Source organism: Veillonella sp. VA141 (assembly GCF_003992175.1).
GTDB lineage: Bacteria > Bacillota > Negativicutes > Veillonellales > Veillonellaceae > F0422.
The window spans coordinates 47,146-70,585 of record NZ_RQVM01000001.1 but is presented as its reverse complement, the minus strand read 5'-3'; the positions used below and the strand labels follow the sequence as shown (position 1 = coordinate 70,585).

At 39.2% G+C, this 23,440-nt stretch carries 19 protein-coding genes and 1 other RNA gene; 3 read left to right on the top strand and 17 right to left on the bottom strand.

All coding sequences use genetic code 11. From position 1 onward, the window contains the following. Complete coding sequence (gene hrcA / locus EO112_RS00360; RefSeq protein ID WP_127162382.1) at positions 1-1,014, bottom strand: heat-inducible transcriptional repressor HrcA; 1,014 nt, start codon at positions 1,012-1,014, stop codon at positions 1-3. Positions 1,015-1,482: 468 nt separating this feature from the next. Between hrcA and EO112_RS00355 the strand changes: the two genes are divergently transcribed. After that, positions 1,483-1,842, top strand: a complete 360-nt coding sequence (locus tag EO112_RS00355; RefSeq protein WP_127060842.1) for a hypothetical protein — start codon at positions 1,483-1,485, stop codon at positions 1,840-1,842. Between the two features lie 194 nt (positions 1,843-2,036). Next, complete coding sequence (locus EO112_RS00350; protein WP_127162380.1) at positions 2,037-2,990, top strand: Abi family protein; 954 nt, start codon at positions 2,037-2,039, stop codon at positions 2,988-2,990. Between the two features lie 481 nt (positions 2,991-3,471). Here the strand turns inward: EO112_RS00350 and EO112_RS00345 are convergent, their stop codons facing one another. From EO112_RS00345 to sigH, 16 genes are all read right to left on the bottom strand, one after another. After that, entirely contained in the window at positions 3,472-4,062 is a 591-nt protein-coding gene (locus EO112_RS00345) for a nitrite reductase (RefSeq protein WP_127162378.1), read from the bottom strand. Between the two features lie 40 nt (positions 4,063-4,102). After that, the gene (hemW, locus tag EO112_RS00340) at positions 4,103-5,263 is read right to left on the bottom strand and encodes a radical SAM family heme chaperone HemW (RefSeq protein WP_164723924.1); all 1,161 of its coding nucleotides are present in this window, start codon (positions 5,261-5,263) and stop codon (positions 4,103-4,105) included. Continuing rightward, entirely contained in the window at positions 5,263-7,062 is a 1,800-nt protein-coding gene (lepA, locus tag EO112_RS00335; protein WP_062403449.1) for a translation elongation factor 4, read from the bottom strand. Before lepA ends, hemW begins: the two co-directional genes overlap by 1 nt. An 11-nt stretch (positions 7,063-7,073) precedes the next feature. Continuing rightward, positions 7,074-8,135, bottom strand: coding sequence for a tRNA 2-thiouridine(34) synthase MnmA (gene mnmA / locus EO112_RS00330; RefSeq protein WP_062402723.1), 1,062 nt, complete (start codon positions 8,133-8,135; stop codon positions 7,074-7,076). Positions 8,136-8,488: 353 nt separating this feature from the next. Then, positions 8,489-9,730, bottom strand: coding sequence for a methionine gamma-lyase family protein (locus tag EO112_RS00325; protein ID WP_127162376.1), 1,242 nt, complete (start codon positions 9,728-9,730; stop codon positions 8,489-8,491). Between the two features lies 1 nt (position 9,731). Next, a complete protein-coding gene (gene miaA / locus EO112_RS00320; protein ID WP_127162374.1) occupies positions 9,732-10,679 on the bottom strand; it encodes a tRNA (adenosine(37)-N6)-dimethylallyltransferase MiaA in 948 nt (315 codons plus the stop codon). Position 10,680: 1 nt separating this feature from the next. Beyond that, positions 10,681-11,460 (bottom strand): class I SAM-dependent methyltransferase, encoded by a 780-nt coding sequence (locus EO112_RS00315; RefSeq protein ID WP_127162372.1) that lies wholly within the window; start codon positions 11,458-11,460, stop codon positions 10,681-10,683. Between the two features lies 1 nt (position 11,461). After that, on the bottom strand, positions 11,462-13,480 hold the full coding sequence (gene mutL, locus EO112_RS00310; RefSeq protein ID WP_127162370.1) for a DNA mismatch repair endonuclease MutL: 2,019 nt from the start codon (positions 13,478-13,480) through the stop codon (positions 11,462-11,464). Beyond that, a complete protein-coding gene (gene mutS / locus EO112_RS00305; protein WP_127162368.1) occupies positions 13,480-16,080 on the bottom strand; it encodes a DNA mismatch repair protein MutS in 2,601 nt (866 codons plus the stop codon). Before mutS ends, mutL begins: the two co-directional genes overlap by 1 nt. A gap of 15 nt (positions 16,081-16,095) precedes the next feature. Next, positions 16,096-17,406 carry a tRNA (N6-isopentenyl adenosine(37)-C2)-methylthiotransferase MiaB gene (miaB, locus tag EO112_RS00300; RefSeq protein WP_127162365.1) on the bottom strand — a complete coding sequence of 437 codons (1,311 nt, stop codon included), beginning with the start codon at positions 17,404-17,406 and terminating at the stop codon, positions 16,096-16,098. A gap of 1 nt (position 17,407) precedes the next feature. After that, entirely contained in the window at positions 17,408-18,265 is an 858-nt protein-coding gene (locus EO112_RS00295; protein ID WP_009352777.1) for a hypothetical protein, read from the bottom strand. A 9-nt stretch (positions 18,266-18,274) separates the two neighbouring features. Next, positions 18,275-19,102 carry a PHP domain-containing protein gene (locus EO112_RS00290; protein ID WP_127162363.1) on the bottom strand — a complete coding sequence of 276 codons (828 nt, stop codon included), beginning with the start codon at positions 19,100-19,102 and terminating at the stop codon, positions 18,275-18,277. Positions 19,103-19,115: 13 nt separating this feature from the next. Beyond that, positions 19,116-19,580, bottom strand: coding sequence for an SsrA-binding protein SmpB (gene smpB / locus EO112_RS00285; protein WP_009352740.1), 465 nt, complete (start codon positions 19,578-19,580; stop codon positions 19,116-19,118). Continuing rightward, a complete protein-coding gene (rnr, locus tag EO112_RS00280) occupies positions 19,580-21,952 on the bottom strand; it encodes a ribonuclease R (protein WP_127162361.1) in 2,373 nt (790 codons plus the stop codon). The genes smpB and rnr overlap by 1 nt, the downstream gene beginning before the upstream one ends. Positions 21,953-22,007: 55 nt before the next feature. Beyond that, positions 22,008-22,244: a preprotein translocase subunit SecG gene (gene secG, locus EO112_RS00275; protein ID WP_038144301.1), complete on the bottom strand. Its 237-nt coding sequence runs from the start codon at positions 22,242-22,244 to the stop codon at positions 22,008-22,010. Positions 22,245-22,263: 19 nt separating this feature from the next. Next, positions 22,264-22,908, bottom strand: a complete 645-nt coding sequence (sigH, locus tag EO112_RS00270; protein ID WP_127162359.1) for an RNA polymerase sporulation sigma factor SigH — start codon at positions 22,906-22,908, stop codon at positions 22,264-22,266. Between the two features lie 128 nt (positions 22,909-23,036). Between sigH and ssrA the strand changes: the two genes are divergently transcribed. Next, positions 23,037-23,378: a transfer-messenger RNA gene (gene ssrA, locus EO112_RS00265) on the top strand. Positions 23,379-23,440 lie beyond the last annotated feature (62 nt).

Below are 23,440 nucleotides of genomic sequence, written 5' to 3'. Positions count from 1 at the left end.
TTACAGCTTCTTTTTCTGTTCTTGTAATTCTTCCATGCACTTATTAATATAGGCTAGGATACCCATAATACGGCCATATTCCATTCGTGTAGGACCTACAATAGCGAGGGTACCTACTTGATGAGGAACATTGAAACTTGCTTGGATAACACTGATATCTTTCACCAGTTCGTTGGAGTGACCTATTTTTACATCGATAGGACTACTAGAGTTTGGCGTTAATAATTGGGTTAACTCATCTTGTTGTTCTAATAAGGCTAACAGTGATTGGGCCCGTTTAATATCGTTAAACTCTGGTTGTTCTAATAAGGATGTAGTTCCTATTGTATAGAAGAGTTTTCGCTTAGCAATGGCTCGATATAATGTGTCACAAAAAACTACATACGTTGTATCTTGTAAATCTAAAGTTACCCGCATTTTATCTAAGTTTTCTTGCGTAATATCCTGGATGGATACGTCATGGAGCACACTATTAAAGCGATGTGCATGTATAGCTAATTCTTCTTTATTAATAGGTTCCGTAAAATAAATTGGCTCATTATCCAAAGCACCTGTATTCGTTACCACCACCATGACCGCTCTATGCTCATCGATAGGAAGAACATGGATATAGGTTATAGTAGATGAATCATGGGCTGGAGCTAAAAACATACTCACATTATGACTAATACGAGAAATAAGTTTTGCTATTTCTACAAAAAAATCATCTAGTTCTTGTTGATGAGCCTGCCATAACTCTTGAATTACAGGAATATCTTCAGCAGCATCGTCTTCAAACCCCTGTAATGTGTCTACATAGTACTGGTAGCCTTTTGCCGAAGGAATCCGACCTGCTGATGTATGAGGTTGTTCAAGAAAGCCAAGATCTTCTAAATCAGCCATTTCATTTCGTACCGTCGCAGGACTGATGCCTAGATCATAATTCTTTGCGATCGTACGAGAACCAACCGGTTCCGCTGTTTTAATGTAATCTTGAATGATAGCACGCAGAATGCGCTCTTTCCTTTCATCCATAGTATCACCTCGTTATTATTAGCACTCACTAAGGTTGAGTGCTAACTACAAGATATATAGTATCATATTTACAACATATGTCAAGTGAAAAATTGGTGAAAGTTCAGTAAATACCGTATTAGTCAAAAAAACAAACTTTTTAATTGTCTAGTTTGGTGAGGTATTTCATGGTCTGATTCGGGCAAAGGGAAGAGCACGGCACATTCCTCCACAAACTGATCCTACGGTAGGTTTGCTCCGGAACATGCCCTGCTCTTTTAGGGTTATCATCAATTAGTATATTAACTTGACATACCTCACCAACGCATCCACTTGGGGGGCGTTTTAAATTGTATCGTCATTGAAATGATAGTATAATGATATTAAGATTAAATATTGGAAACTATTAAGATATTAGGCTTTGTAAGATGCTAGGACTTAGCTTAATCTTGTTTTAGATTAATGATTTCTGTAAAGGAAAGGTAGTATATGAAATTTATTGTATTACAACGTGATGACATTGAAAATTTTATACATATTGAGCATGCACAGGTTCATGATTTAATAAACGAAGATCATCATAACGAATTAGCACACATATTGGACTATGCAAAACACGGAGAACAATTACAGTTCATAAAAAAAAGTAGTACACTCCTACCTAAAGGACTACGACTGCTGTATGTCCCACCATTGGAAGCACTTGGTATCACTACAGGTGAAACTTCAGTTACACTTGAGTGGACTGGATTAAAAGAAGATACATTATACATCATACAAGATGAAGAACCACTTAAACTGCGTATTACGAACCCAAAAGCTGTGGTGTACTATAAGACTATTGGTTAATTTACTCTCATTAACTAAGATATCGTATTTAATATAATAAATAATCTCTATGTTTCCATTTATAAGAATTAGTACTAATTAAAATTGACATTTATTTCTTCATTCAGTATAATAGAGGCAAGATTAGTGCAACAATCCCTACGGGGACCTGTGCGGAAAGTAACCTCCTCTATTATATAGAGGGGGTTATTTTTTTGAAACCATTTCTATCAATCGATCAACAGATAAAACTATTAAAGGATAGAGGTTTACTAATAAAAGATATAGAGCATGCAAAAAAATACTTATTAACCCAAAACTACTATAACATTATTAATGGACACGGTAAGTTTTTTCCGAGGAATAAAGAACAATATACCAATGGCTCAACATTCGATGAAATTACACATCTTTTTGTATTCGAACGGGAAATAAAACATGCATTTTTTGAAGCTATAATAGCTATGGAAACTCATTTAAAGGCAATTTTATCACATAGATTTTCCCAACTATATTCTACAATTCCTTATGCATATTTAGATATAAATTGCTACGACAAAACTCGCTCCCTTGAATCTATTAAAAGTATTTCTAGAATATCTCATGTAATTTCTAAGTATAAAACTAAACCTAATAATAGCATTGCTCATTATATTAACACTTACAACGATGTTCCTATCTGGGTACTAATAAATTTTTTAGATTTTGGTTGTTTGAAACATATTCTAATAAATAGTACTAAAAAACTCCAAAATATAATCTCTAAAGACTTATTCACTTTTATTGAAGAGCATATTTCTACCACCGCACCATTTCCTCCTGAGGTTATGATATCATTTGTTGAAAATATAAATGATATTAGAAATATTTGTGCGCATACAAATCGTTTACTTGATTCAAAATGTAAACGAGATTCTAAATATTGGGCTCCTTTGCATAAAACCTTTAACATTAAGCACAATCAATTGAGAAACTCACCATATTCTGTAATGATATCTTTACACTGTTTCTTAAGCCATCATGAATATGCAACTCTTCAAAATACTATAAGAAAACAATTTAACATCCTAGAAAAACGACTTACATCTATAAGCATTAATGATATCTCAAAACGATTAGGTTTTCCAAATGATTGGCATCATAATACACCTAAAATAACAACAAAATAATATCTATATTCATTAATAAGACCAGTACAAGACATCAAGCATGTAACTCGTACTGGTCTTTTTATGTGTTATCGTACTCATATCCCTCAAAAGAACGCCATTATGCACAGCATATCTTGTGGCTCTCCTTACTACCTAAATCATAGTAACATAAGAAGCGCGCCACATGTTCCGAACAAAAAATACGTCCTTTCCCACAGAGGCACGCGATTATGCGTAGCATACCTTGTGGCACTCCTTATTACCTAAATTATACAAATATAAGAAACGAGCAACATGTTCCGGAGGAAACCTAACCACTGTATCAGTTTCCGGAGGAATATGTTGCTCGTTTCCCTTTGCTAATTAACTTATGCCACAAGATTGCATAACAGAACAAGTAACGACCCTAACCACTGTATCAGTTCGGGTCGGAATATGTCGCGCTCTTCCCTTTGCTTAGTTAATCACTAGCCACAAGATTGCATAGCATCACAAGTGACTATTTGAAGGGATTCCCCAATCGTTGTAATACATGCTCAAACTTCTCTTTTGGATTTGCATTAGTGCTATACCATTCTAATAGCTCTGAGATTTTCTGTTCTGCTTCTTCTGGGGATAATCCTTCTAGCAAGGTAATTGCTTTTCGAGGCAAGGCACCGCTTGTGCCACCTGCTACTAAGGTAAAGCCATTTGGTTTTCCCACTAGGCCGATATCTTTAATCATAGACTCTGCACAGCAACGAGGGCAACCACTGATGCCGATGCGAATTTTGTTCGGCATATCTTTGCCGTAGTGTTTTTGGTCTACCATGGTCGCCATCGGAATGGTTTCCATAAAGGCATGGCTACATCCATCTGTACCTCGGCATGCCACGATGGAGTTCACCGATTTATGTTGTACTTGCACCACTCCATCTGGTAAGTGTTCCAAGATGGATTCCTTTTGTTCTTTTGTAATGTCATAAATTTGAATGCCTGTAGGAACGATACGGAACTTTCCATTATGTTCTTTCGCTAGGCCAAAAATTGCCTCCATTTGTTCGTATGTGAACTCACTGAATAAGGCGTGTAAAATAACTGCTGTTTTCATAAAACTCTCCTAAATTAACTGTATGGGCGTACATTCCTACTTAGGACGTAAGGAACTGACTAAACACATAATTGCCGTGCTTGGCCCCTTCCTTAGTGAGACGATATGCATCATCTTCATAAACAAGCAATTGTTTACGCATTAGATCTGCAATGACAGATCCATATATATTATGAAAGTCTAGATTAAATCGACTTTCAAATAAACTAGGTACTAACCCCCACTTTGTGCGCAATGCAAGAAAGCAAAAATCTTCATAGTCACGAGGACTCGTGATAATTTCTTCCTCAATGCAAGGACTTTCACCCATTTCAATCTTATGGATGTAAGGCACCACGTAAGGGGTATTCTGAAAGCGCCGATTCCCCACAAAAGAATGGGCACCGGCACCAAAGCCGATGTAATCAGCGCCATGCCAGTATTTGATATTATGACGACTGAAAGCGCCATCTTTACCAAAACTAGCAATTTCATATCTATCGAACATCTGTTTTTTTAACCCTTCTACAAGGCAGTCGTACATCTGTTCGCATATATCTTCAGACGGTAATATAACCGAATGATCCATAACTTGGCGATGCAATAAGGTACAAGGTTCCACTTGCAGGCCATAGATAGAGATATGATTAATCGGCAAAGACTGAATGACCTCTAGATTATAAGAAATGTCTTCCAATGTTTGTCGGGGCAATCCATAAATTTGATCAATACTAATATTGTGGAACCCTACCTCATAGGCCTCTAGAACAGCTTGTTGTGTCATCTTTGCCGTATGGGTTCGGTGCAATACACGCAAATGGTCATCACGAAATGTTTGCACACCGAAACTAATGCGGTTGATGCCAAGCTCATATAATTGCCGTAAGTATTGTGCGTCCACTTCACCTGGATTTGCCTCTATGGTAATTTCCACATCGCTGTTGATGGTGTACTGTTTGTACACTGTCTCTAATATACGATTCAATTCCTTAATGGACAATACAGTCGGTGTTCCACCGCCAAAGTAAATCGTATCGAAGGGCTTTGTCCCCAACAGGGATTGACTAGATTCAATCTCTTGTCGCAACGCATAGGCGTACACATCAAAATAGTCTTCTAATCCTTGGTACGAAGGGAAATCACAGTAGGTACACTTTTGACGGCAAAAGGGAATGTGGATATACATTCCCCTATGACCTACTGGAATACGAGTTGTATTCATTAGTTTTCTACTTTCAAAATCGCCATGAATGCCTCTTGTGGAATCTCTACAGATCCTACGGCTTTCATACGTTTTTTACCTTCTTTTTGTTTTTCTAGCAATTTACGTTTACGGGAAATATCGCCACCGTAACATTTTGCCAATACGTCTTTGCGCCATGCTTTTACCGTTTCACGTGCTACAATTTTTGTGCCTACTGCCGCTTGGATTGGAATTTCAAAGTTTTGACGTGGAATCAATTCTTTTAATTTCTCAGCGAGAGCACGGCCACGTAATTGAGCGCGATCTTTGTGAACGATAATACTCAAGGCATCGACAGGATCTCCATTTAGCAAGATATCCATTTTCACCATTGGAGATTGTTGGTAGCCAATCAATTCATAGTCCAAGGATGCGTAGCCTTTCGTAGCAGATTTCAATTTATCGAAATAATCGTAAATGATTTCCCCTAGTGGCAAATGATACACGATGGATACACGGCTTTCATCAATGTATTCCATGCTGATGTATTCCCCACGTTTGTCCTGTGAAAGTTCCATAATAGCCCCTACATAATCTTTAGGGACGATAGTGGTTGCCTTTACATATGGCTCTTCTACATAGTCAATTTCAGTTGGTGGTGGTAATTTAGCAGGGTTATCCACTTCGATGACTTCCCCATTTGTTTTGTATACCTTATAGTTTACACTTGGAGCGGTCGTAATCAAGGATAGATTATATTCTCGTTCCAATCGTTCTTGGATGACATCCATGTGTAATAGCCCAAGGAAACCGCAACGGAATCCAAAGCCTAGTGCTAAGGATGTTTCTGCTTCGTATTCTAAAGCAGCATCGTTTAAATTTAATTTTTCTAAGGCATCTCGTAAGTTTTCATAATCCTTAGAATCTGTTGGGTATAGACCACAATACACCATGGACACGGCTTTACGGTATCCTGGTAATGGTTCTTCTGCTGGATTATCTGCTTTTGTGATAGTATCCCCTACACGACAGTCACGAACGTTTTTAATACTTGCCGCTACACAGCCTACAGAGCCACATGGTAGCTCTTGCACTGGTAATAAATGCGGTGTAAATACGCCTAACTCAGTGACCTCAAAATCCTTAGAACTGTGCATCATACGGATGGTATCTTTTACTTTCAAAGACCCTTCTTGCACACGTACGTAAGCAATGGCACCTTTGTAGGAGTCAAAGCGAGAGTCGAAAATTAAAGCACGTGCTGGTTTATCAGAATGATCTGGTGGTGCAGGAATTTTCTCTACAATCGCTTCTAAGATATCCTGAATACCAATGCCAGACTTAGCACTGGCTAAAATTGCGTCAGATGCATCTAAGCCGATAACGTCTTCGATTTCACGTTTCACACGTTCAGGATCTGCACTTGGCAAATCAATTTTATTAATGACAGGAATGATTTCCAAATCATGTTCCAATGCTAAATAGACATTGGCCAAAGTTTGCGCCTCTACACCTTGTGCAGCATCAACCACCAACAAGGCTCCTTCGCAAGCTGCCAAGGAACGGGATACTTCATAGCTGAAGTCCACGTGACCCGGTGTGTCGATTAAATTTAATGTATATTCTTGTCCATCTTTTGCAGTGTGCAATAAACGAACGGATTGGGCTTTAATTGTAATACCCCGTTCCCGTTCTAAGTCCATGGAGTCTAAGACTTGGGCTTGCATTTCTCGTTTTGTCAAAGACCCAGTTTCTTCGATTAAACGATCCGCTAGCGTGGACTTACCATGGTCAATATGAGCAATGATACAAAAATTACGAATATGTGATGTACTCATGACTTCCCTTTCTAACAAACAATATCTATTACACCACCACCGAGAACTCGACTTCCTTCGTAGAATACGACGGATTGCCCCGGTGTAATGGCGCGTTGTGGTTCCGTAAATTCAACTTTCATAGTACCGTCCTCTGTAAAAGTAACAGTACATGGTGATGGTTTCGCGGCATACCGAATCTTACCTTCTGCTTGTAATGATGTGGGTACAACTCCATCTAGGAAGTTATAGTTTTTACACAACATCGTGCGAGAGAATAAACTTTCATTAGGACCTACGATAACCTCATTTGTTTCGCCATCTAATTTCACAACATAGAGAGGGTATGCATAAGCAATGCCCAAGCCCTTACGTTGTCCAATTGTATAGTTGTATAATCCATTATGCGTACCTAACACTTCACCATTTTCATGGACAATGCGTCCTGATTTAGGTTTCGATTTCGATGTTTTTTCGATGAACCCTTGGTAATTATGATTCGGCAAGAAACAGATATCTAAGCTATCTGGTTTATCCCATACAGGCAATTCTTTTTCATGAGCCATTTCGCGAGTTTTCGTTTTTGGTTGATTCCCCAAAGGAAAGACTAAATGTTTTAAAATATCTTGGGTTAACGTGTACAATACATAACTTTGATCCTTCGTTGGATCGTCACCTTTATGTAATTCATACCGCTGTGCTGCCTCATTGTACATAACCTGTGCATAATGACCTGTCACCATGTGTGTAGCCCCTAAGGATAAAGCACGTTGTAATAACAAATCGAATTTAATATTGCGATTACAGAACACGCATGGATTCGGTGTACGACCATTGGAATATTCCGTGATAAAGTAATCTACTACATTATCTTTGAAAATATCTTTCGCATCTACCACATGATGTTCAATGCCAAGAAAATCGCACATCTTCTTCGCATCCACCACAGCTTGCGGAATTTCGTCTTCCTCCGTATCGCTTACCCATAAACGCAAGGTAATACCAAATACTTTATACCCTTGTTCTAATAACATTGAAGCGGTTAAAGAACTATCTACGCCACCGCTCATAGCTACTGCATATACTTTGTCCATATTATCTCCTACCATCAAATTGATACATCAAAACAGATTGAAAGTCTGAAGATGTATAATTGAACAAAAATTATACTTATACATATCACTATATTATACCGTATTTTAGGGGATAATGACAATAATTTAAACCCATAATTGGCTTAATTATCCGTTTCTCATAATAAAAAACCACCTACTTATGCAGGTGGTTTTGATACTTCTCGGTGGGTGTCGCTTACCCCACATCTCAATCCTATTTCTAGTTGTGTAGAGGCCACAAATTTTCTACCTCGAGAAGTTCTTTTAAATATTATATCAAAAGTATCACTATGTAGTAAAGACTTCTACTAATCATATAGAAAGTAAATATTCTACCCTCTATGTTTTAATATCTCTTCAGCAGCCCCCAAGATACCTAGCATGGAGTGTTCAAATACGAGTCCGCCTTGCATAAAGATGGTATACGGTGGTCGCACTGGTCCATCTGCGCTGAGTTCGATGGAGGATCCTTGTACAAAGGTTCCACCTGCCATGATGATTTTATCTTCATATCCAGGCATATCTCCTGGGATGGGGTGAACATGGGCATCTACAGGGCTATAGGCTTGCATGCCACGGCAGAAGTATTCCATTTCTTCTGGTCCATGTAGATTGATAGCTTGGATTAAGTCAAAGCGTGGTGCATCGACTTTTGGAAATACTTCATATCCCAATAAGGTTCCCACCGCTGCTGTATAGACCGCCCCTTTTAAAGCTTGTAATACTACATGTGGTGCTAAGAATAGTCCTTGGAAGAATAAGCGATATCCCGGTGCGTAGGATCCCATATGGTCTCCTAAGCCTGGAGCTGTTAACTGATACCCCACTTGTTCCACTAGGTCATCTCGACCTACCACGTAGCCACCGGTAGGCGCAATACCGCCACCAGCATTTTTAATGAGAGAGCCTGCCATAATATCGGCTCCTACTTCTAGAGGCTCTCTAGTTTCTGTAAATTCACCATAACAATTATCCACAAAGGTTATAGTTGCAGGATTTACTTCTTTTACAGCTTTCACAATGATACCAATGTCTTCTACAGATAAAGGTTCTCGTGTGCTATACCCTCTAGACCGTTGGATGACCACTACTCGAGTGTCTTTTGTAACAGCTTGGTGAATGCCCTCTAAATCGTAGGTATTATTCACCAAAGGAACTTCTTTATAGATGAAACCTTGCTCTGTTAATGATCCTGGCACATGGCGTGATGCACCAATGACGGATTGCATCGTATCGTATGGTTGTCCTACGGCATAGACGAACTCTTTCCCTTTCGATCCATTGCCCAAGATGGCTTGCAAGGTTGTGGCTAATGCATGAGTACCGGACACGAAATGAGGACGCACGATGGCACGCTCTCCTTTAAATACGTGAGCAAATACTTCGTCTAGTTTCTCACGCCCCACATCATTGTAACCATAGCCACTGGTGCCATTAAAATGATAATCTGAAAGTTGACACTCTTTAAATGCTTCCAGTACTTTTTTTGTATTATATAACGCCACAGGCTCAAATTTTTTGAACTCTTTTTCAGCTAACTCAAGAGCCTGTTGACGGATTTCTTCTACAGTCATTCTATTCCTTTCTATGTATAGAAAACTCAAAACTAGCTTGAACCAGTTCCATAGCTTCCTCATAAATGCTTTCTTCACTGCGATTCGGAGTGATAGAAATCCACTGAATATATGGCATCCTTTTATACCACGTAATTTGCCGCTTTGCAAATTGTCGTGTATGTTGTTGGACTAATTCAATAGCCCGTTCTTTTGAATATTCCCCGTGAAAGTAAGGAATAATCTCTTTATATCCAATGCCTTTAAAAGCCTGTGAATCTGGTTTCACACCAGATTCCAATAGGTGTTCTACTTCCTCGAATAAGCCATCTCGAACCATATACTCTACTCGAAGATTAATCCGTTCGTATAGTTCTTCCCTGGACCGTTCTAAGCCGATGACAGGACCATGAAAGACTAATCCTTCTTTTGATGGCGTTAATAAGGCATGTCCCTCACCAGCTAAGACACACTCGATCGCACGGTATAGGCGATGTTTATCTTGAAATGGTAAGGTAAGACCTTCTTTTTCAGCCAATTCATTAGCATAGGCTTGCAAACCTTCTAATCCAGAGGTATCAAAAATGTTATCTAATTCAAGGCGTAAACTTTCATTGCGAGGCACATCTAAAAAGTCATATCCTTCGAGCAAGGATTGCACATACAGCCCTGTCCCACCGGATAAAATGGGGATCTTACCATTTTTGTTAACAGCATCTATGACAGTGTTAGCTTGTGTATTGAACTCTGCCACACTATACGAGTCATTAGGCTCATGGGTATCGATGAAATAATGAGGCACTCTATTCAATTCTTCAAGGGTAGGTTTAGCAGTGCCAATAGTCAACCCTTTATAGATTTGGTACGCATCTCCAGATAGTACGGGAGATTGTAAGGTTTCAGCCATCCGCAAGGTAAGGGCTGTTTTCCCTACTGCGGTAGGCCCCAAAATAGTGATTAACTGATTCATCTTACCTCCTTTCATAGATACCATAGGCAATGGAACTATATTTACCACCTACCATTTCTATAGGTGGTATGTCTTTGAATAGACGACTGCCTTTGCGCTCTTTAATGACCAAACGTTTCGATTTTTCCAAGCCGAGTTCTACAATATCTGGATGTATCTTAGATTCTAGTAAATGACCACGCCACTGCTGAAATTGAGGACTTTCATAAACAGGATTTTCAAACATAGGGTCCAAATAGATAACATCATACCGATTAGGTTCTATGTGTTTTAAAAAATCCTGATAATTGCAAATGACTAGTTGAATACGGCGCAATGCCTCTGATACACTTGGATTCTTATGTTGAAAGTGTCGAAATCCATAATTGGTGATATACCCCAAGATAGGATGTCCTTCAATAGCCGTATGACGTGTTAACTGTGGACAACCATAGCTGATAATAGCACTATCGGAGCCTAAGCCGGCAGTACAATCTAAAACAGATGTGACCGTTTCATAGCCGATAGCTCGCAGAAGATGGTCTGTATGTCCACGGTCGATTTCTAACAAGCGCAAATGTGCCATAGACAGATGAAATTGATGAGGTATTCCCTCTTTTGTTACAAAAGAAGGACCTTCCTTGGTCACTACCAAGGCACCACTGCAGTGATTTGTATCTAGCAATTCTTCAACGGACTGATGCTTTCGTGGCACATAGGGCATTTGCAGGAGTTGACTTAGCTCCTTAGCCTGTTCAATGAGATATGCATTTGTCTTTGAACTTGTGCTAATGAGATACATATTAACTCCGTAAAAATAATTTTCCTAATTCCTCTGGTGTAAATTTAATGATCGTAGGTCGTCCGTGAGGACACACATAAGGCTTTTCTGTGCTAAATAGATCTTGTAATAAAGCATCAATTTGTACCAGGTTTAGATTATGCCCTGCTTTAATGGCGCCACGACAGGAAGCATAGGCCAACATTTCATGACGTAATTGCGCCGCACTTGGGCTTTGATGATCATGCATATAGGAAAATACGTATTGTAAAATCTCTGGAACTTTACTTTCAATAATATCCACAGGATGACCATCAATACGTAAGGAAGTGGGTCCTCCTTGGTCTACTTGGAATCCTAAGTCTAACAATGCATCTCTCTGTTCTTCCGCCAATGTTAATTCTTCCTCGCTACCATCCATGTACATAGGCATTAATAATTCCTGCATAGGAATGGACTCGGATGATTTGCATAGTTTATCATACCGCACACGTTCGTGCGCTGCATGTTGGTCGATAATGAATAAATCATCGCCTTTTTTCGCCAAAATATAGCAAGAGGCTACTTGGCCCATAGGAAGTAATCCGTGATTAGCTACTGTTTTACTAGCATTAGTATTATATGAATTACCATGATCAGCATCATAGGAGCTATTTATACCAAGAGCATCCCCAGTACGTGCATTATCTGCTAGACCTTGTGCTGCACTTAAATATCTCGGTACGAATTCATTTCCACTATGGTTTATATATGGCTCTACAGAACTTGGTACTAAATTAGGCCGTGATTCACGGATTGCTCTGAACCGATCTTTATCCTCTTGGGTATAACTTTTAGGCACAAAGTTTTCATTTACATCTAGGGTTTTGTTAAAGTTACCTTGCTCATACACAGTGCGCTGTGGCACTGTATATCCCTTTTGACGAATCGTATCCACGAGAGCCTCTGTCTTTTCACGCATCACCGTAAATCCTTGGGAACGTCCAGTGAATACTTTATCGTAGTCGATAGCTGTAGCAATGGTTTCTTCTTGCTGGCTAGTCGTGTGATGAGTCGGATGTTCTAAGGCTTGTAAAATACTGTTATACACTGCTTTAAATACCGGCTTATCGTCAGAAAATTTTACTTCACTTTTTCTTGGGTGTACATTGATATCTACGGTCCCTGGAGGTACTACGATTTGTAAAACCACCAAGGGATAGCCACCTTTTGGTAAGAGGGCATGGTACGCCGTATCGATAGCCTTATAGATAGCTTTGTCGGCAATGACACGTTGGTTTACGATGGTCGTCTGCCATTGACGGCTACTTTTTAGTACCGTTGGCTTGCTGACCACACCTTCCACATAAATACCTTCCGCCTCATAAGCAATGGGAAATACGTCTTCACTGACTTTAAATCCATAGAGAGCGGCGATAGTATCCACCATCTTATGATTCCCTGGTGTCATGATGGTAACTCGTGTATCAACAATACATTTGAAAGCAATATGGGTGTGGCTCAGTGCCAGTTTGCCAATCATATCTTGAATCTTATTCGCTTCTGTACGAGTAGATTTTAAAAACTTTCTACGAGCAGGGGTGTTATAAAATAAATCTTTCACCTCAATGGAGGTGCCCACCGATGTGCCACATGGATCGCAATCTACCATATGACCACCTTCGATATAAATCCGTGTACCCATAGTATCCGTTTCCTGACGAGTCCGTAAGGTAAACTTAGATACCGAGGCAATGCTGGCAATCGCTTCACCACGGAAACCTAAAGAGGCAATGTCATATAAATCGTCGGCACTGCGAATTTTACTAGTAGCGTGACGCAATACGGCTAGCCGTGCATCTACTTCGGACATACCGAACCCATTGTCGGTGATACGCATGTATTCGATGCCACCTTCTGCAATTTCTACTTCAATGGAAGTAGCCCCTGCATCGATAGCATTTTCTACTAACTCTTTGATAACAGAGGCAGGGCGTTCTACTACTTCACCGGCTGCTATCTGATTAATAGTCGTTTCATCTAGGACATGAATGGTTGGCATTACTTGCCACCTCCTTGTTTCGCCTCTTCCTGTAAACGATATAATTCACTGATGGCCTCTATAGGTGTCATACTCATTATGTCTAGTTTTAATAACTGATCTAGAACAGGTTGTGTAAATAAATCACCACTCCCGAATAGAGGGCCTGTAACACTTTGTTTTTCTTTTTTCTTAGGCACTGCTTCCGATACCACTTTTCCATCTTCCAAATGAGATAGAATTGTGTTAGCTCGATCTAGAACAGCCTTAGGAAGACCTGCTAATTTAGCTACATGGATACCATAACTGCGGTCTGCACCACCTTTTACAATGCGGCGCAAAAATAGCACATCATTGCCTTTATCCTTAACTGCCACCGTATAGTTTTTCAGTTTACTATATTGGTCTTCCAGTTCAATCAATTCGTGATAGTGAGTAGCGAACAAACTTTTACAGTGAATGGTTTCACAAATGTGCTCCACCACGGCACGAGCAATACTAAGACCATCAAAGGTAGACGTACCACGGCCTATTTCATCGAGGATGACTAGACTGTTGCACGTTGCATGTTCTAGGATATAGGATACTTCTTTCATTTCCACCATGAACGTACTTTGGCCTGTGGAAATATCATCGCTGGCACCGACGCGGGTAAAAATTCTGTCCACAGGAGCAATGGTGGCCTCTCTAGCAGGGATAAATGAGCCAATTTGCGCCATAATCATGAGCAAAGCCACTTGACGCATATAGGTAGATTTACCTGCCATGTTAGGACCTGTGATGAGGATAAACTCTTCTTCGGAATGGTTCAACACCACATCATTAGGAATGAACAATTCCTGTTTCAGCAAGGTTTCAATCACTGGATGGCGACCGTCTTTGATGGAAATCGCCCCATTTGTAACAATAGTAGGACATACATATTTATTAGTAAAGGCCACTTCCCCTAAGCTCAAAATCACGTCTAACTGTGCAATGCCACGAGCCGTTTCTTGAATCTCTTTAATATGTGCTTTAGCAATCAAACGCAAGTCTTGGTACAAGGAATATTCCAACTTTTGAATCTGTTCTTTTGCATTGAGCATTTTTATTTCAAACTCTTTTAGCTCTGGCGTAATATAGCGCTCCGCATTGGTTAAGGTTTGCTTACGAATGAAATAATCTGGCACGAGCCCCACTTGCCCTTGGGATACTTCAAAATAGTATCCGAATACTTTATTATAGCCTGTTTTAAGACGAATTCCTGTAGCTTGTTTCGCCTCTTCTTCTAAGCGATGTAGCCACTCTTGACTATTGGTAGCCAAAGAACGTAATTCATCTAATTCTGCACTGTATCCATCACGGATGACATGACTATCTTTCAACGCCAACGACGGCTGATCCACGATAGCACGTGTTAAGAGGTCACATAGGTCATTATGGGTGTGAATCATACTATGACAGTCTTGCAGAATATTAGAGGTACAATGTTGTATTACCTCTTGAATCATCGGTAAGACCCGCAAAGATTCTCGCAAGGAGGCAAAATCTCTAGGAGACACACTCCCCGTTTCTACACGGCTTAGAATACGTTCAAAATCATAAACTGATGTCAGTAAAGAACGCAGTTGACTGCGCATGGTTGGATTATCAATAGATTCACCTATGCCCATTTGACGGCGCACGATGCGATGGATATCCATTAAAGGATGTTCAATCCACTGTTTCAACATGCGAGCCCCCATAGGGGTTAATGTTTTATCTAGTACATCTAGGAGCGTACCTTTTTTAGATCCATCTCGAACATTTCTTGTAATCTCCAAATGGCGCAAACAAGATGTGTCCAATATCATGCGGTCTCCCACAGATAGTTGGTGCACATAATTAATGTGAGACGTATCTGTTTTAATAATTTCTTGTAAATAGAGAATGACATAACCTAAGGCTTCTAATACATCTTCTTCTAGCAAGCCGGCGTCAGAAAAATGTTCACGACCTTTTAGACGAATACTGTCTATAGTTTCTGTAGGCGTGAACGGAGACAAGGCTATGCCTGACATTTGACGTGTCAAAAAATCTTGGATACTAGTAGGTAATTCACTATTACCAGCTAGGATAAGCTCTTTTGGTTGGTACATGGTGAAAGCATCAAATAAAGAACTTTCACTACCGCAATCCATGCGTTCCCAAATCACTTCACCAGTAGTGATATCTGTGAACAACACAATGCGCTGCCCCCCTGTTTCATAGGTCAAGGCTAAAAAGTTATTTTCTCCATCTTTCGTACCATTTTCACTGAGTACTGTACCTGGTGTGATGACACGGATGACATCACGTTTTACAATGCCTTTTGCTTCTTTAGGATCTTCCACTTGTTCACAAATGGCTACCTTGTAGCCTTTACTGATGAGTTTTTCAATATAGGATTCCGCAGAATGGAAGGGAACGCCACACATAGGAGCTTTATCTTCTTCACCAGCATTGCGACCTGTTAAGGTTATATTCAATTCTCGTGATGCGGTGATAGCATCGTCGTAAAAAAGCTCATAAAAGTCACCTAACCGAAAAAATAATAGTTCCTTTTCATAGCGAGCTTTAATACTAAAATACTGCTCCATCATAGGCGTTTGTTTCTTGCCCATTCTGCTAACTCCTTTCTATAATACAGTGCCGTACAATACCCAAGTCTGTCCTTTATCAATGCGTACATCGATGGTATCCCCAATGTTTAGTGTCTCTTGTTTAGGGAATAGGACCATTTTATTGCCCGATGTACGACCAAACCACATGTTTTCATCGGTACGACTAGGTCCTTCTACAATAATATCGTACACCTTACCTTCCATGGCTTGGTTCAACTCGAGGGAAATCTCGTTTTGCACGTCCATTAAGGCTTGTAAACGAACACGTTTCACTTCCTCAGGCACTTGTTCTTCAAACTCCGCTGCTGGTGTACCAGAGCGTTTGGAATAAATGAAAGTAAATGCCATATCATAGCGTACGTCTTTCAATAATTGCAATGTTTGTTGGAAATCTTCCTCTGTTTCTCCAGGGAAACCCACAATAATATCTGTAGTGATAGTAACTCCATCGATTTTTTTACGGCAATATTGCAACAAATCTTTATATTGTTCCACAGAATAATGACGATTCATGCGTTTCAAAATATTGTCAGATCCAGACTGCACTGGTAAATGCAACTGCGTCACAATATTAGAAGAACGACCTAAGGCATCTACCATGCCTTTCGTCATATCTTGGGGATGACTTGTCATATAACGAATACGTTCGATACCTGGAATACCATCTAAGGCATCTACTAAAGTACCAAAGTCTGTACCATCTTTAAAATCCAAACCATAAGAGTTTACGTTTTGGCCCAACAAAGTGATTTCTTTAAAGCCCTTTTCACCTAGTTCACGCACATCTTTCACTATGGCCTCTACAGGACGGCTAATTTCACGGCCCCGCACATGAGGTACGATACAGTAGGTACAGAACTTATTACAACCATTCATAATTGGTACCCACGCAAAAAAAGTACCATTTGGTTTTGCTGCTAGTTCCGGTAATACAGTGTTATCCATTTCTACATTGACTTGGCGTTTTTTCGTACGTTGCACTTCTTTTACCATTTCATTGATATGTTGGATATTATGCGTACCCAATACAATATCAATATGAGGTGCTCGTTTGAACATATCCGCTTGGTTCTTCTGTGCCATACAGCCAGTGATGGCAATAATTAAGTTTTTATTTTTTTCTTTCAAATGCTTTAACTCGCCAATACGGCCATAAATTTTATTTTCCGCTGTTTCACGAACGCAACAAGTATTTAAAATAATCAAATCCGAAGAATCTACATCTTCTGTAGGTACATATCCAACAGACTCTAATTGATGTGCCAATCGTTCTGAATCACTTTCATTCATTTGGCAACCATATGTATAAATATAGTATGACTTCATATTACTCCTTATGCTTGTATTTTACTTTTGATGGCTCAATGGTGCCACCTACCTTAATGGCAAGTCGCTCAATAGACATGCCTGTAATATATTCAATTTCTTGACGTATCGTTTTTTGCAAGGTATCCATGATTTCCTTTACCACGAATCCTAACATAACAGTAACGTCAATTTGTAAGATTAAACCATTAGTGACTTCTTTACTTTTCTTAATGTCCATACTGCGTACATCTGTCACACCTGGAGATTTTTCAATGCTATTCCTGATGAGTGCTTGAATCACTGCATCTTCAAAAACTAGTTTTCCATAATAGCTAAAAGCTGGACGGATAACAGATTTTTCCCATCCTTCATCTTGTTTCGAAGATAATCTAGTTCTTCTCCAGAAAGATTTAATAGGGTCGATTAAAAAGCCTTTAAAATGAGGCTTCAATTCAACAGTTGGAACGGGTATAATATGCTTCCCTTCTTTTAATCTAGCATGTTGTGCTTTTTCAATATCTTTCGGGGTGGCTACATCTTCAATATGGATATAATAGGACGGCCCAGGGATGCCGAGGGCTTTCGTGATTTTTCCAATCATATTTTCCGACGTACCTAATATCATAAGGCGTTCTGGTTGAATTTCATCTAGCGCTTTTCTTACACTTTCTACCTGTTTTTTATCCTGAAAGATAGCACGTCGAACTGCTTTAATGCGATTTTCTTCTTTTTTTGCAGAAAAACCACCTACAATACGATTATTATGAATTAAAATTCCATCATCAATGATACAAGATGCGTGATGTTCATGTGCCACCACCAATGCTCTATGACTTTTACCTGTTCCGCTAGGGCCAATAAATGCGATTACATCCATACTACACCTCTATGCGCCTTGTAAGGCTTTCATAAAATTAGCTACCCACTCATGTTGTATTTCGTATTCTCCAAGACCGATACTTTCAGGGAAACGATCTTGAATGCCATGAAAGTCGGATCCACCAGATATTAACAATCCACGAGTCTCTGCAATCTTGCGATATTTAGTACTATCCTTGGTGGAATGACTAGAATGATACACCTCGACACCATCAAAAGGCAATTCTAATAATTCATGTACATAGGTGTCATTTTCCACTAATTTAGGATGGGCTAAGACAGCGATACCACCAGCACGATGAATCAAATCAATAGCCTGTTGTGGCTCATACTTTTCCTTCGGCACAAAACAAGGACCATTTGGGTTTAACATCGTATCAAAAGCTTCTCCTACGGTTTCCACATACCCATGAGCAATAAGTAGTTGCGCAATATGAGGGCGTCCAAAGGACACTGCATCAGTGAATGTATTTACTAATTCCTCGTAGGAAATATCATAGCCTACGTCCGCACATTTATCTACCATTTTATGAATTCTAGAGCGTCGTACTTCTTTAAAATGAGAAATATAATCCTGTAGTTCTGGATGCTCTAAGGAAAACTGATATCCCAACACATGAACTTCTTTTTCATGGTAATAGGTACTAAACTCGCAACCATGAAAGATTTGAATCCCTGCTCTATCATTTGTCGTTAATTGCGCATAGGCCCCTACTTCATCGTGATCTGTAATAGAAATAGCTTGTAAATGTTTTTCCTTTGCTAATGCCACCAAATCTCTTGGCATATATGTACCATCTGATACATTCGTATGCATGTGGAAATCGACTAACATAGACTTTCCTTTCTTAACGATTTTGTTCTTTCATACGGCGCTGAATATCTCGTTTTGCATCACGTTCCGCCATATCTTGTCGTTTATCATAATTTTTCTTACCTGTTACAAGGCCAATAGTGACTTTAACATATCCATGACTATAGTGAAAGTTCAAGGGGATCAAAGAGTAACCTTTTTCTTTTACTTGCCCTAATAATTTATGAATCTCCCGTTTATGCATAAGCAATTTACGTGTCCGTTCTGGCTCATGATTAAATTGATTGCCTTGCTCGTATTTACTGATATGTACTTGGTATAAGAAAAGTTCACCATGTTCAATGCGGCAAAAACTATCTTTTAAATTGATGCGACCAGCTCGAATGGATTTCACTTCCGTTCCCGTAAGGGCAATCCCTGCTTCATAGGTTTCATGAATGTGAAAGTCATGCCTAGCTTTGCGATTATCTACAATTAATGCATTGTTATCTTTCGCCATTACCGTTTCCTCTGTTTCTTTCCTTTTTTATGATTACTTTTTTTGTGTATCGTTTCATAAAACGCTGTCTTCTTTTTTGTATCCAACTTGCGTAGCATTTGCTCTACCGCTTTCGTGGTACCTGTCGTTTCTATTATATCATGAGTTTGTCTATCTCGACGTTTTCGTTTCTCTTCTTTTTGCTTCTTATAGGATTTTCTATTTCCCCGTTTCGGTTTTGAAAGTGAGTCTTCACGACCTTGCCCTCGCCGTAAGTATCCATCAATGGATTCCACTTCACCAATGACAAAATCGATTTGGCGAAGCTCTGTATCAGCTTTAATCAATGTTACTGTCACCGGTGTACCTAAGTGATATTCCTTTCCACTTCGTCTACCATAGGCCATATAATGTGGCTCGTCAAAGACATAATGGTCATCATCCATTAAATTATATGGTACTAAACCATCTACCCCATTATTAAGTTCAATAAATAAACCAAAGGCAGTAATTGAACTTACATGTCCCTCGAAACTTTCACCAACATATTGCGCCATATACTGAACCTTTTTCATATCTAAAGTTTCCCGTTCTGCTTCTGTAGCGATTTGTTCACGCTCTGAGCAATGACTGGCACTATGTGTTAAATAGGACTCATCAGCAATCGGCGCGAGTCGTTTTGGTTTGCCTTCTAGGACATAGCGCAATAGTCGATGAATCATCAAATCTGGATAGCGACGGATAGGTGATGTAAAATGGGTGTACGTAGAAGAGGCCAGACCAAAGTGTCCCATATTCTCCGAACTGTATTTTGCTTGTTGCATAGAACGAAGGACCATGATTTGTACCACAGGTTCAATCTCTGTACCAGCCACAGATTGTAATAACTCCTCAATATGCTTAGGCTCAACCTTAGTCGGCAGTTTTACAGGATATCCTGCATGGTGTAATACCGTAATAAGTTGTTCTAACTTCGTATCTTTTGGTTCTTCATGAATACGATACACAGAAGTATCTAACCGTTCACTAAGAAATGTAGCTACCGTTTCATTGGCTAATAACATACATTGTTCGATTAATTTTTCTGCAATGGTTCTATCTTTTCGTACGATTCGTTGCGGTATGCCTGTAGCATCTAAAAGAACCTTATATTCTGGGAATTCAAAACTTATGGCTCCTGCTTGTTGACGCATCTTCATTAATTGGTATGCCAATGTTTCTAGGGTCCGCACCATTGCCATGAGTGGTGCCAAATCATCAGGAATGATGTTTTCTTCTAAAGCTAAATAGATTTCCTTATAGCTACAACGACGAGTGATATGAATAATGGATGGCTTTATGGAATAGCGCAACACTTTACCTTGAGGACTTACTTCCATAATACAGGACATGGCATAGCGATCTTCCTTGGCTTGTAAGGAACAAATACCGTTTGATAGTTCCACTGGTAACATAGGGATCACACGATCCACCAAATACACACTAGTGCCACGGCGGTATGCCTCTTGGTCAATGATTGATCCAGCTGGCACGTAGTGGCTGACGTCTGCAATATGAACCCCCAATTCAATATTGCCATTATCCAATACTTTCGCATGCACAGCATCATCTAAATCCTTTGCATCTTCTCCATCGATGGTGATCATTTCTTGGTGTCGTAAATCTAAACGGTCTGCATCATCAGTAACTGTGAAAGAAATCTTCCGGGCCTCTTCTTGCACATCTTTTGGAAACTCTTTTGGCAAATTAAAGGTAGCCATCACTGACAAGACATCTAAATCTGGTGTAGAACTATCCCCTACAATTTCTACAATTTTTCCTTCTGCTTTACGATTTTCTTCTGGCCAAGCAGTTAATTCTACCACTACGGTAGCACCACTTCTAGCATCTAAAGTAGCTTCTAAAGGAATATAAATATCATCACCTAATCGTTCATTATGAGGTGTAACAAATCCACTTGTTTTTAGACGCTCAAAAACACCTACTACACGATTCGTATTTCGAGTCACAATACGATGGATAATACCTTCTGCTTTTCGCTCACTAGTTCCTTTCCGTTTGATTATATATTCTACTTCATCATCATGCATGGCTGTGCCTGAACAACCATTGGGAATGAATACATCTGGTAAGTGTCCCTCTGTAGGTATAACAAATCCAAACCCTTTTTTACTAGCTTTATAGATACCTAGTAATTTCCTATTTTCTGTTTTTTGATAGGTTGCATATTCACCATCTTTAATGCAAATAGAGCCTGCAGTTTCTAAATCATGTAAAATAGAAAAATATGCTTTAATTTCCTCATCTTTATAGCCCAAGATGAAAGGAACATCTTCTATATGATAAGATTCAGGCCATATATCTCTAAAAAATTGTAAGATTTCGTCTCTCATAGTACCTCAATATATCTATAAAAAAAACCTACCATAGGGTAGGGTTTTTTGTGTATTAATAAGAACTTAACACTAAATCTAATGCTAAGCTAACTAAAATGAATAGTGTCGCTAACACAACTGTACACCGTGATAAGAATCCATCTACACCACGTTCTTTCCCACCGAATACGGAATCAGCTGCGCCAGAAACAGCACCACCCATACCTGCACTTTTACCGGTCTGTGCTACTACTACCACAATTAAAAGAATAGAAATAATAATTTCAACAACCATTAGAAAATCTCTCATGAATCTCTTCCTTTCTGTATTAACGGTTATGCCCGAAGTAAACTTCCATTTTTTTCTTTACTCGTTGCAATGCATTATCAATAGATTTTATAGAACGATGATGTTCTTCTGCCATTTCTTGGTAGGATTTGGCATCCATATATCCACGTAATACATCCCATTCTAGAGGGCTCAGAACAGCCTCCATCACTTCTTTAATAAGAGCGTATTGCTCTCTATTAATAACTACTTCCTCTGGGTCTAAATTTTTTTCTGTTTCCAGTACTTCTATTAAAGTTCGCTCTGAATCATCATAGGCTGGTTTATTTAAAGAGATATAGGAATTCAAAGGAATGTGCTTTTGACGACTAGCCCCTTTGATAGCAGAAATGATTTGTCTTGTAATACATAATTCAGCAAATGATTTAAAACTGACCTCACGGTCTCGATTATAGTCTCTTGTCGCTTTATACAAACCAATCATACCTTCTTGAATAATATCTTCTTTATCAGCACCCATTAAAAAATAGGACCTAGATTTAGAGCGTACAAAATTTTTATATCGTTGAACAATATAATCAGTAGCAAAATGATTGTTTTCACGTTGATAGATATCAACAATCTCTTCATCAGATAATGATGAAAACCTTTCAAACTCAGCTACTGTTTCTGTTTCATATGACATAGGATTCCTCCTGTGACTCTGTACTAGGAATGATATTTAATAGTATACACTATCTTTAAAAAAAAGTACATATTACATTTGACTTTCACAAGATATATCTATATAATTATAAGACAATAATTACATATGGGGACGTAAAGGTTTCGACAGGTATGGATGTATCTTAGAAAGCGAGCTGGTGTCTCACTTGACCATAAAACAGTGGAACTTAAATTAAACGCAGAAGAAAATTTTGCATTAGCTGCATAAGCTACGTCACACCTTCTCTCGCCCGTGGAGAGGGATGTGGCGTCAAACTACGGGCTAGCTAGTTCTATCCGCTCAATTAGAGCTAGTTAAATCTCATGAGCTAGAATAGCTTAGGTTGTTGATGTCCAAACACTATTCGAAGTTTAAAACATCAACTGCGCTCGGAGAGGTCTAGGGGGCAACATGTTTGGACAGGGGTTCGACTCCCCTCGTCTCCACCACAATACAAAACAAGATAACCGCTTATTCATAAGTGTTCGTAAGTGTTTGCGAACGTATGAGT

What these genes read in the sequence shown, in the direction of transcription:
- hrcA (WP_127162382.1), bottom strand. Translation starts at nt 1,014, where the DNA reads ATGGATGAAAGGAAAGAGCGCATTCTGCGTGCTATCATTCAAGATTAC.
- EO112_RS00355 (WP_127060842.1), top strand. Translation starts at nt 1,483, where the DNA reads ATGAAATTTATTGTATTACAACGTGATGACATTGAAAATTTTATACAT.
- EO112_RS00345 (WP_127162378.1), bottom strand. Translation starts at nt 4,062, where the DNA reads ATGAAAACAGCAGTTATTTTACACGCCTTATTCAGTGAGTTCACATAC.
- hemW (WP_164723924.1), bottom strand. Translation starts at nt 5,263, where the DNA reads ATGAATACAACTCGTATTCCAGTAGGTCATAGGGGAATGTATATCCAC.
- lepA (WP_062403449.1), bottom strand. Translation starts at nt 7,062, where the DNA reads ATGAGTACATCACATATTCGTAATTTTTGTATCATTGCTCATATTGAC.
- mnmA (WP_062402723.1), bottom strand. Translation starts at nt 8,135, where the DNA reads ATGGACAAAGTATATGCAGTAGCTATGAGCGGTGGCGTAGATAGTTCT.
- EO112_RS00325 (WP_127162376.1), bottom strand. Translation starts at nt 9,730, where the DNA reads ATGACTGTAGAAGAAATCCGTCAACAGGCTCTTGAGTTAGCTGAAAAA.
- miaA (WP_127162374.1), bottom strand. Translation starts at nt 10,679, where the DNA reads ATGAATCAGTTAATCACTATTTTGGGGCCTACCGCAGTAGGGAAAACA.
- EO112_RS00315 (WP_127162372.1), bottom strand. Translation starts at nt 11,460, where the DNA reads ATGTATCTCATTAGCACAAGTTCAAAGACAAATGCATATCTCATTGAA.
- mutL (WP_127162370.1), bottom strand. Translation starts at nt 13,480, where the DNA reads ATGCCAACCATTCATGTCCTAGATGAAACGACTATTAATCAGATAGCA.
- mutS (WP_127162368.1), bottom strand. Translation starts at nt 16,080, where the DNA reads ATGGGCAAGAAACAAACGCCTATGATGGAGCAGTATTTTAGTATTAAA.
- miaB (WP_127162365.1), bottom strand. Translation starts at nt 17,406, where the DNA reads ATGAAGTCATACTATATTTATACATATGGTTGCCAAATGAATGAAAGT.
- EO112_RS00295 (WP_009352777.1), bottom strand. Translation starts at nt 18,265, where the DNA reads ATGGATGTAATCGCATTTATTGGCCCTAGCGGAACAGGTAAAAGTCAT.
- EO112_RS00290 (WP_127162363.1), bottom strand. Translation starts at nt 19,102, where the DNA reads ATGTTAGTCGATTTCCACATGCATACGAATGTATCAGATGGTACATAT.
- smpB (WP_009352740.1), bottom strand. Translation starts at nt 19,580, where the DNA reads ATGGCGAAAGATAACAATGCATTAATTGTAGATAATCGCAAAGCTAGG.
- rnr (WP_127162361.1), bottom strand. Translation starts at nt 21,952, where the DNA reads ATGAGAGACGAAATCTTACAATTTTTTAGAGATATATGGCCTGAATCT.
- secG (WP_038144301.1), bottom strand. Translation starts at nt 22,244, where the DNA reads ATGAGAGATTTTCTAATGGTTGTTGAAATTATTATTTCTATTCTTTTA.
- sigH (WP_127162359.1), bottom strand. Translation starts at nt 22,908, where the DNA reads ATGTCATATGAAACAGAAACAGTAGCTGAGTTTGAAAGGTTTTCATCA.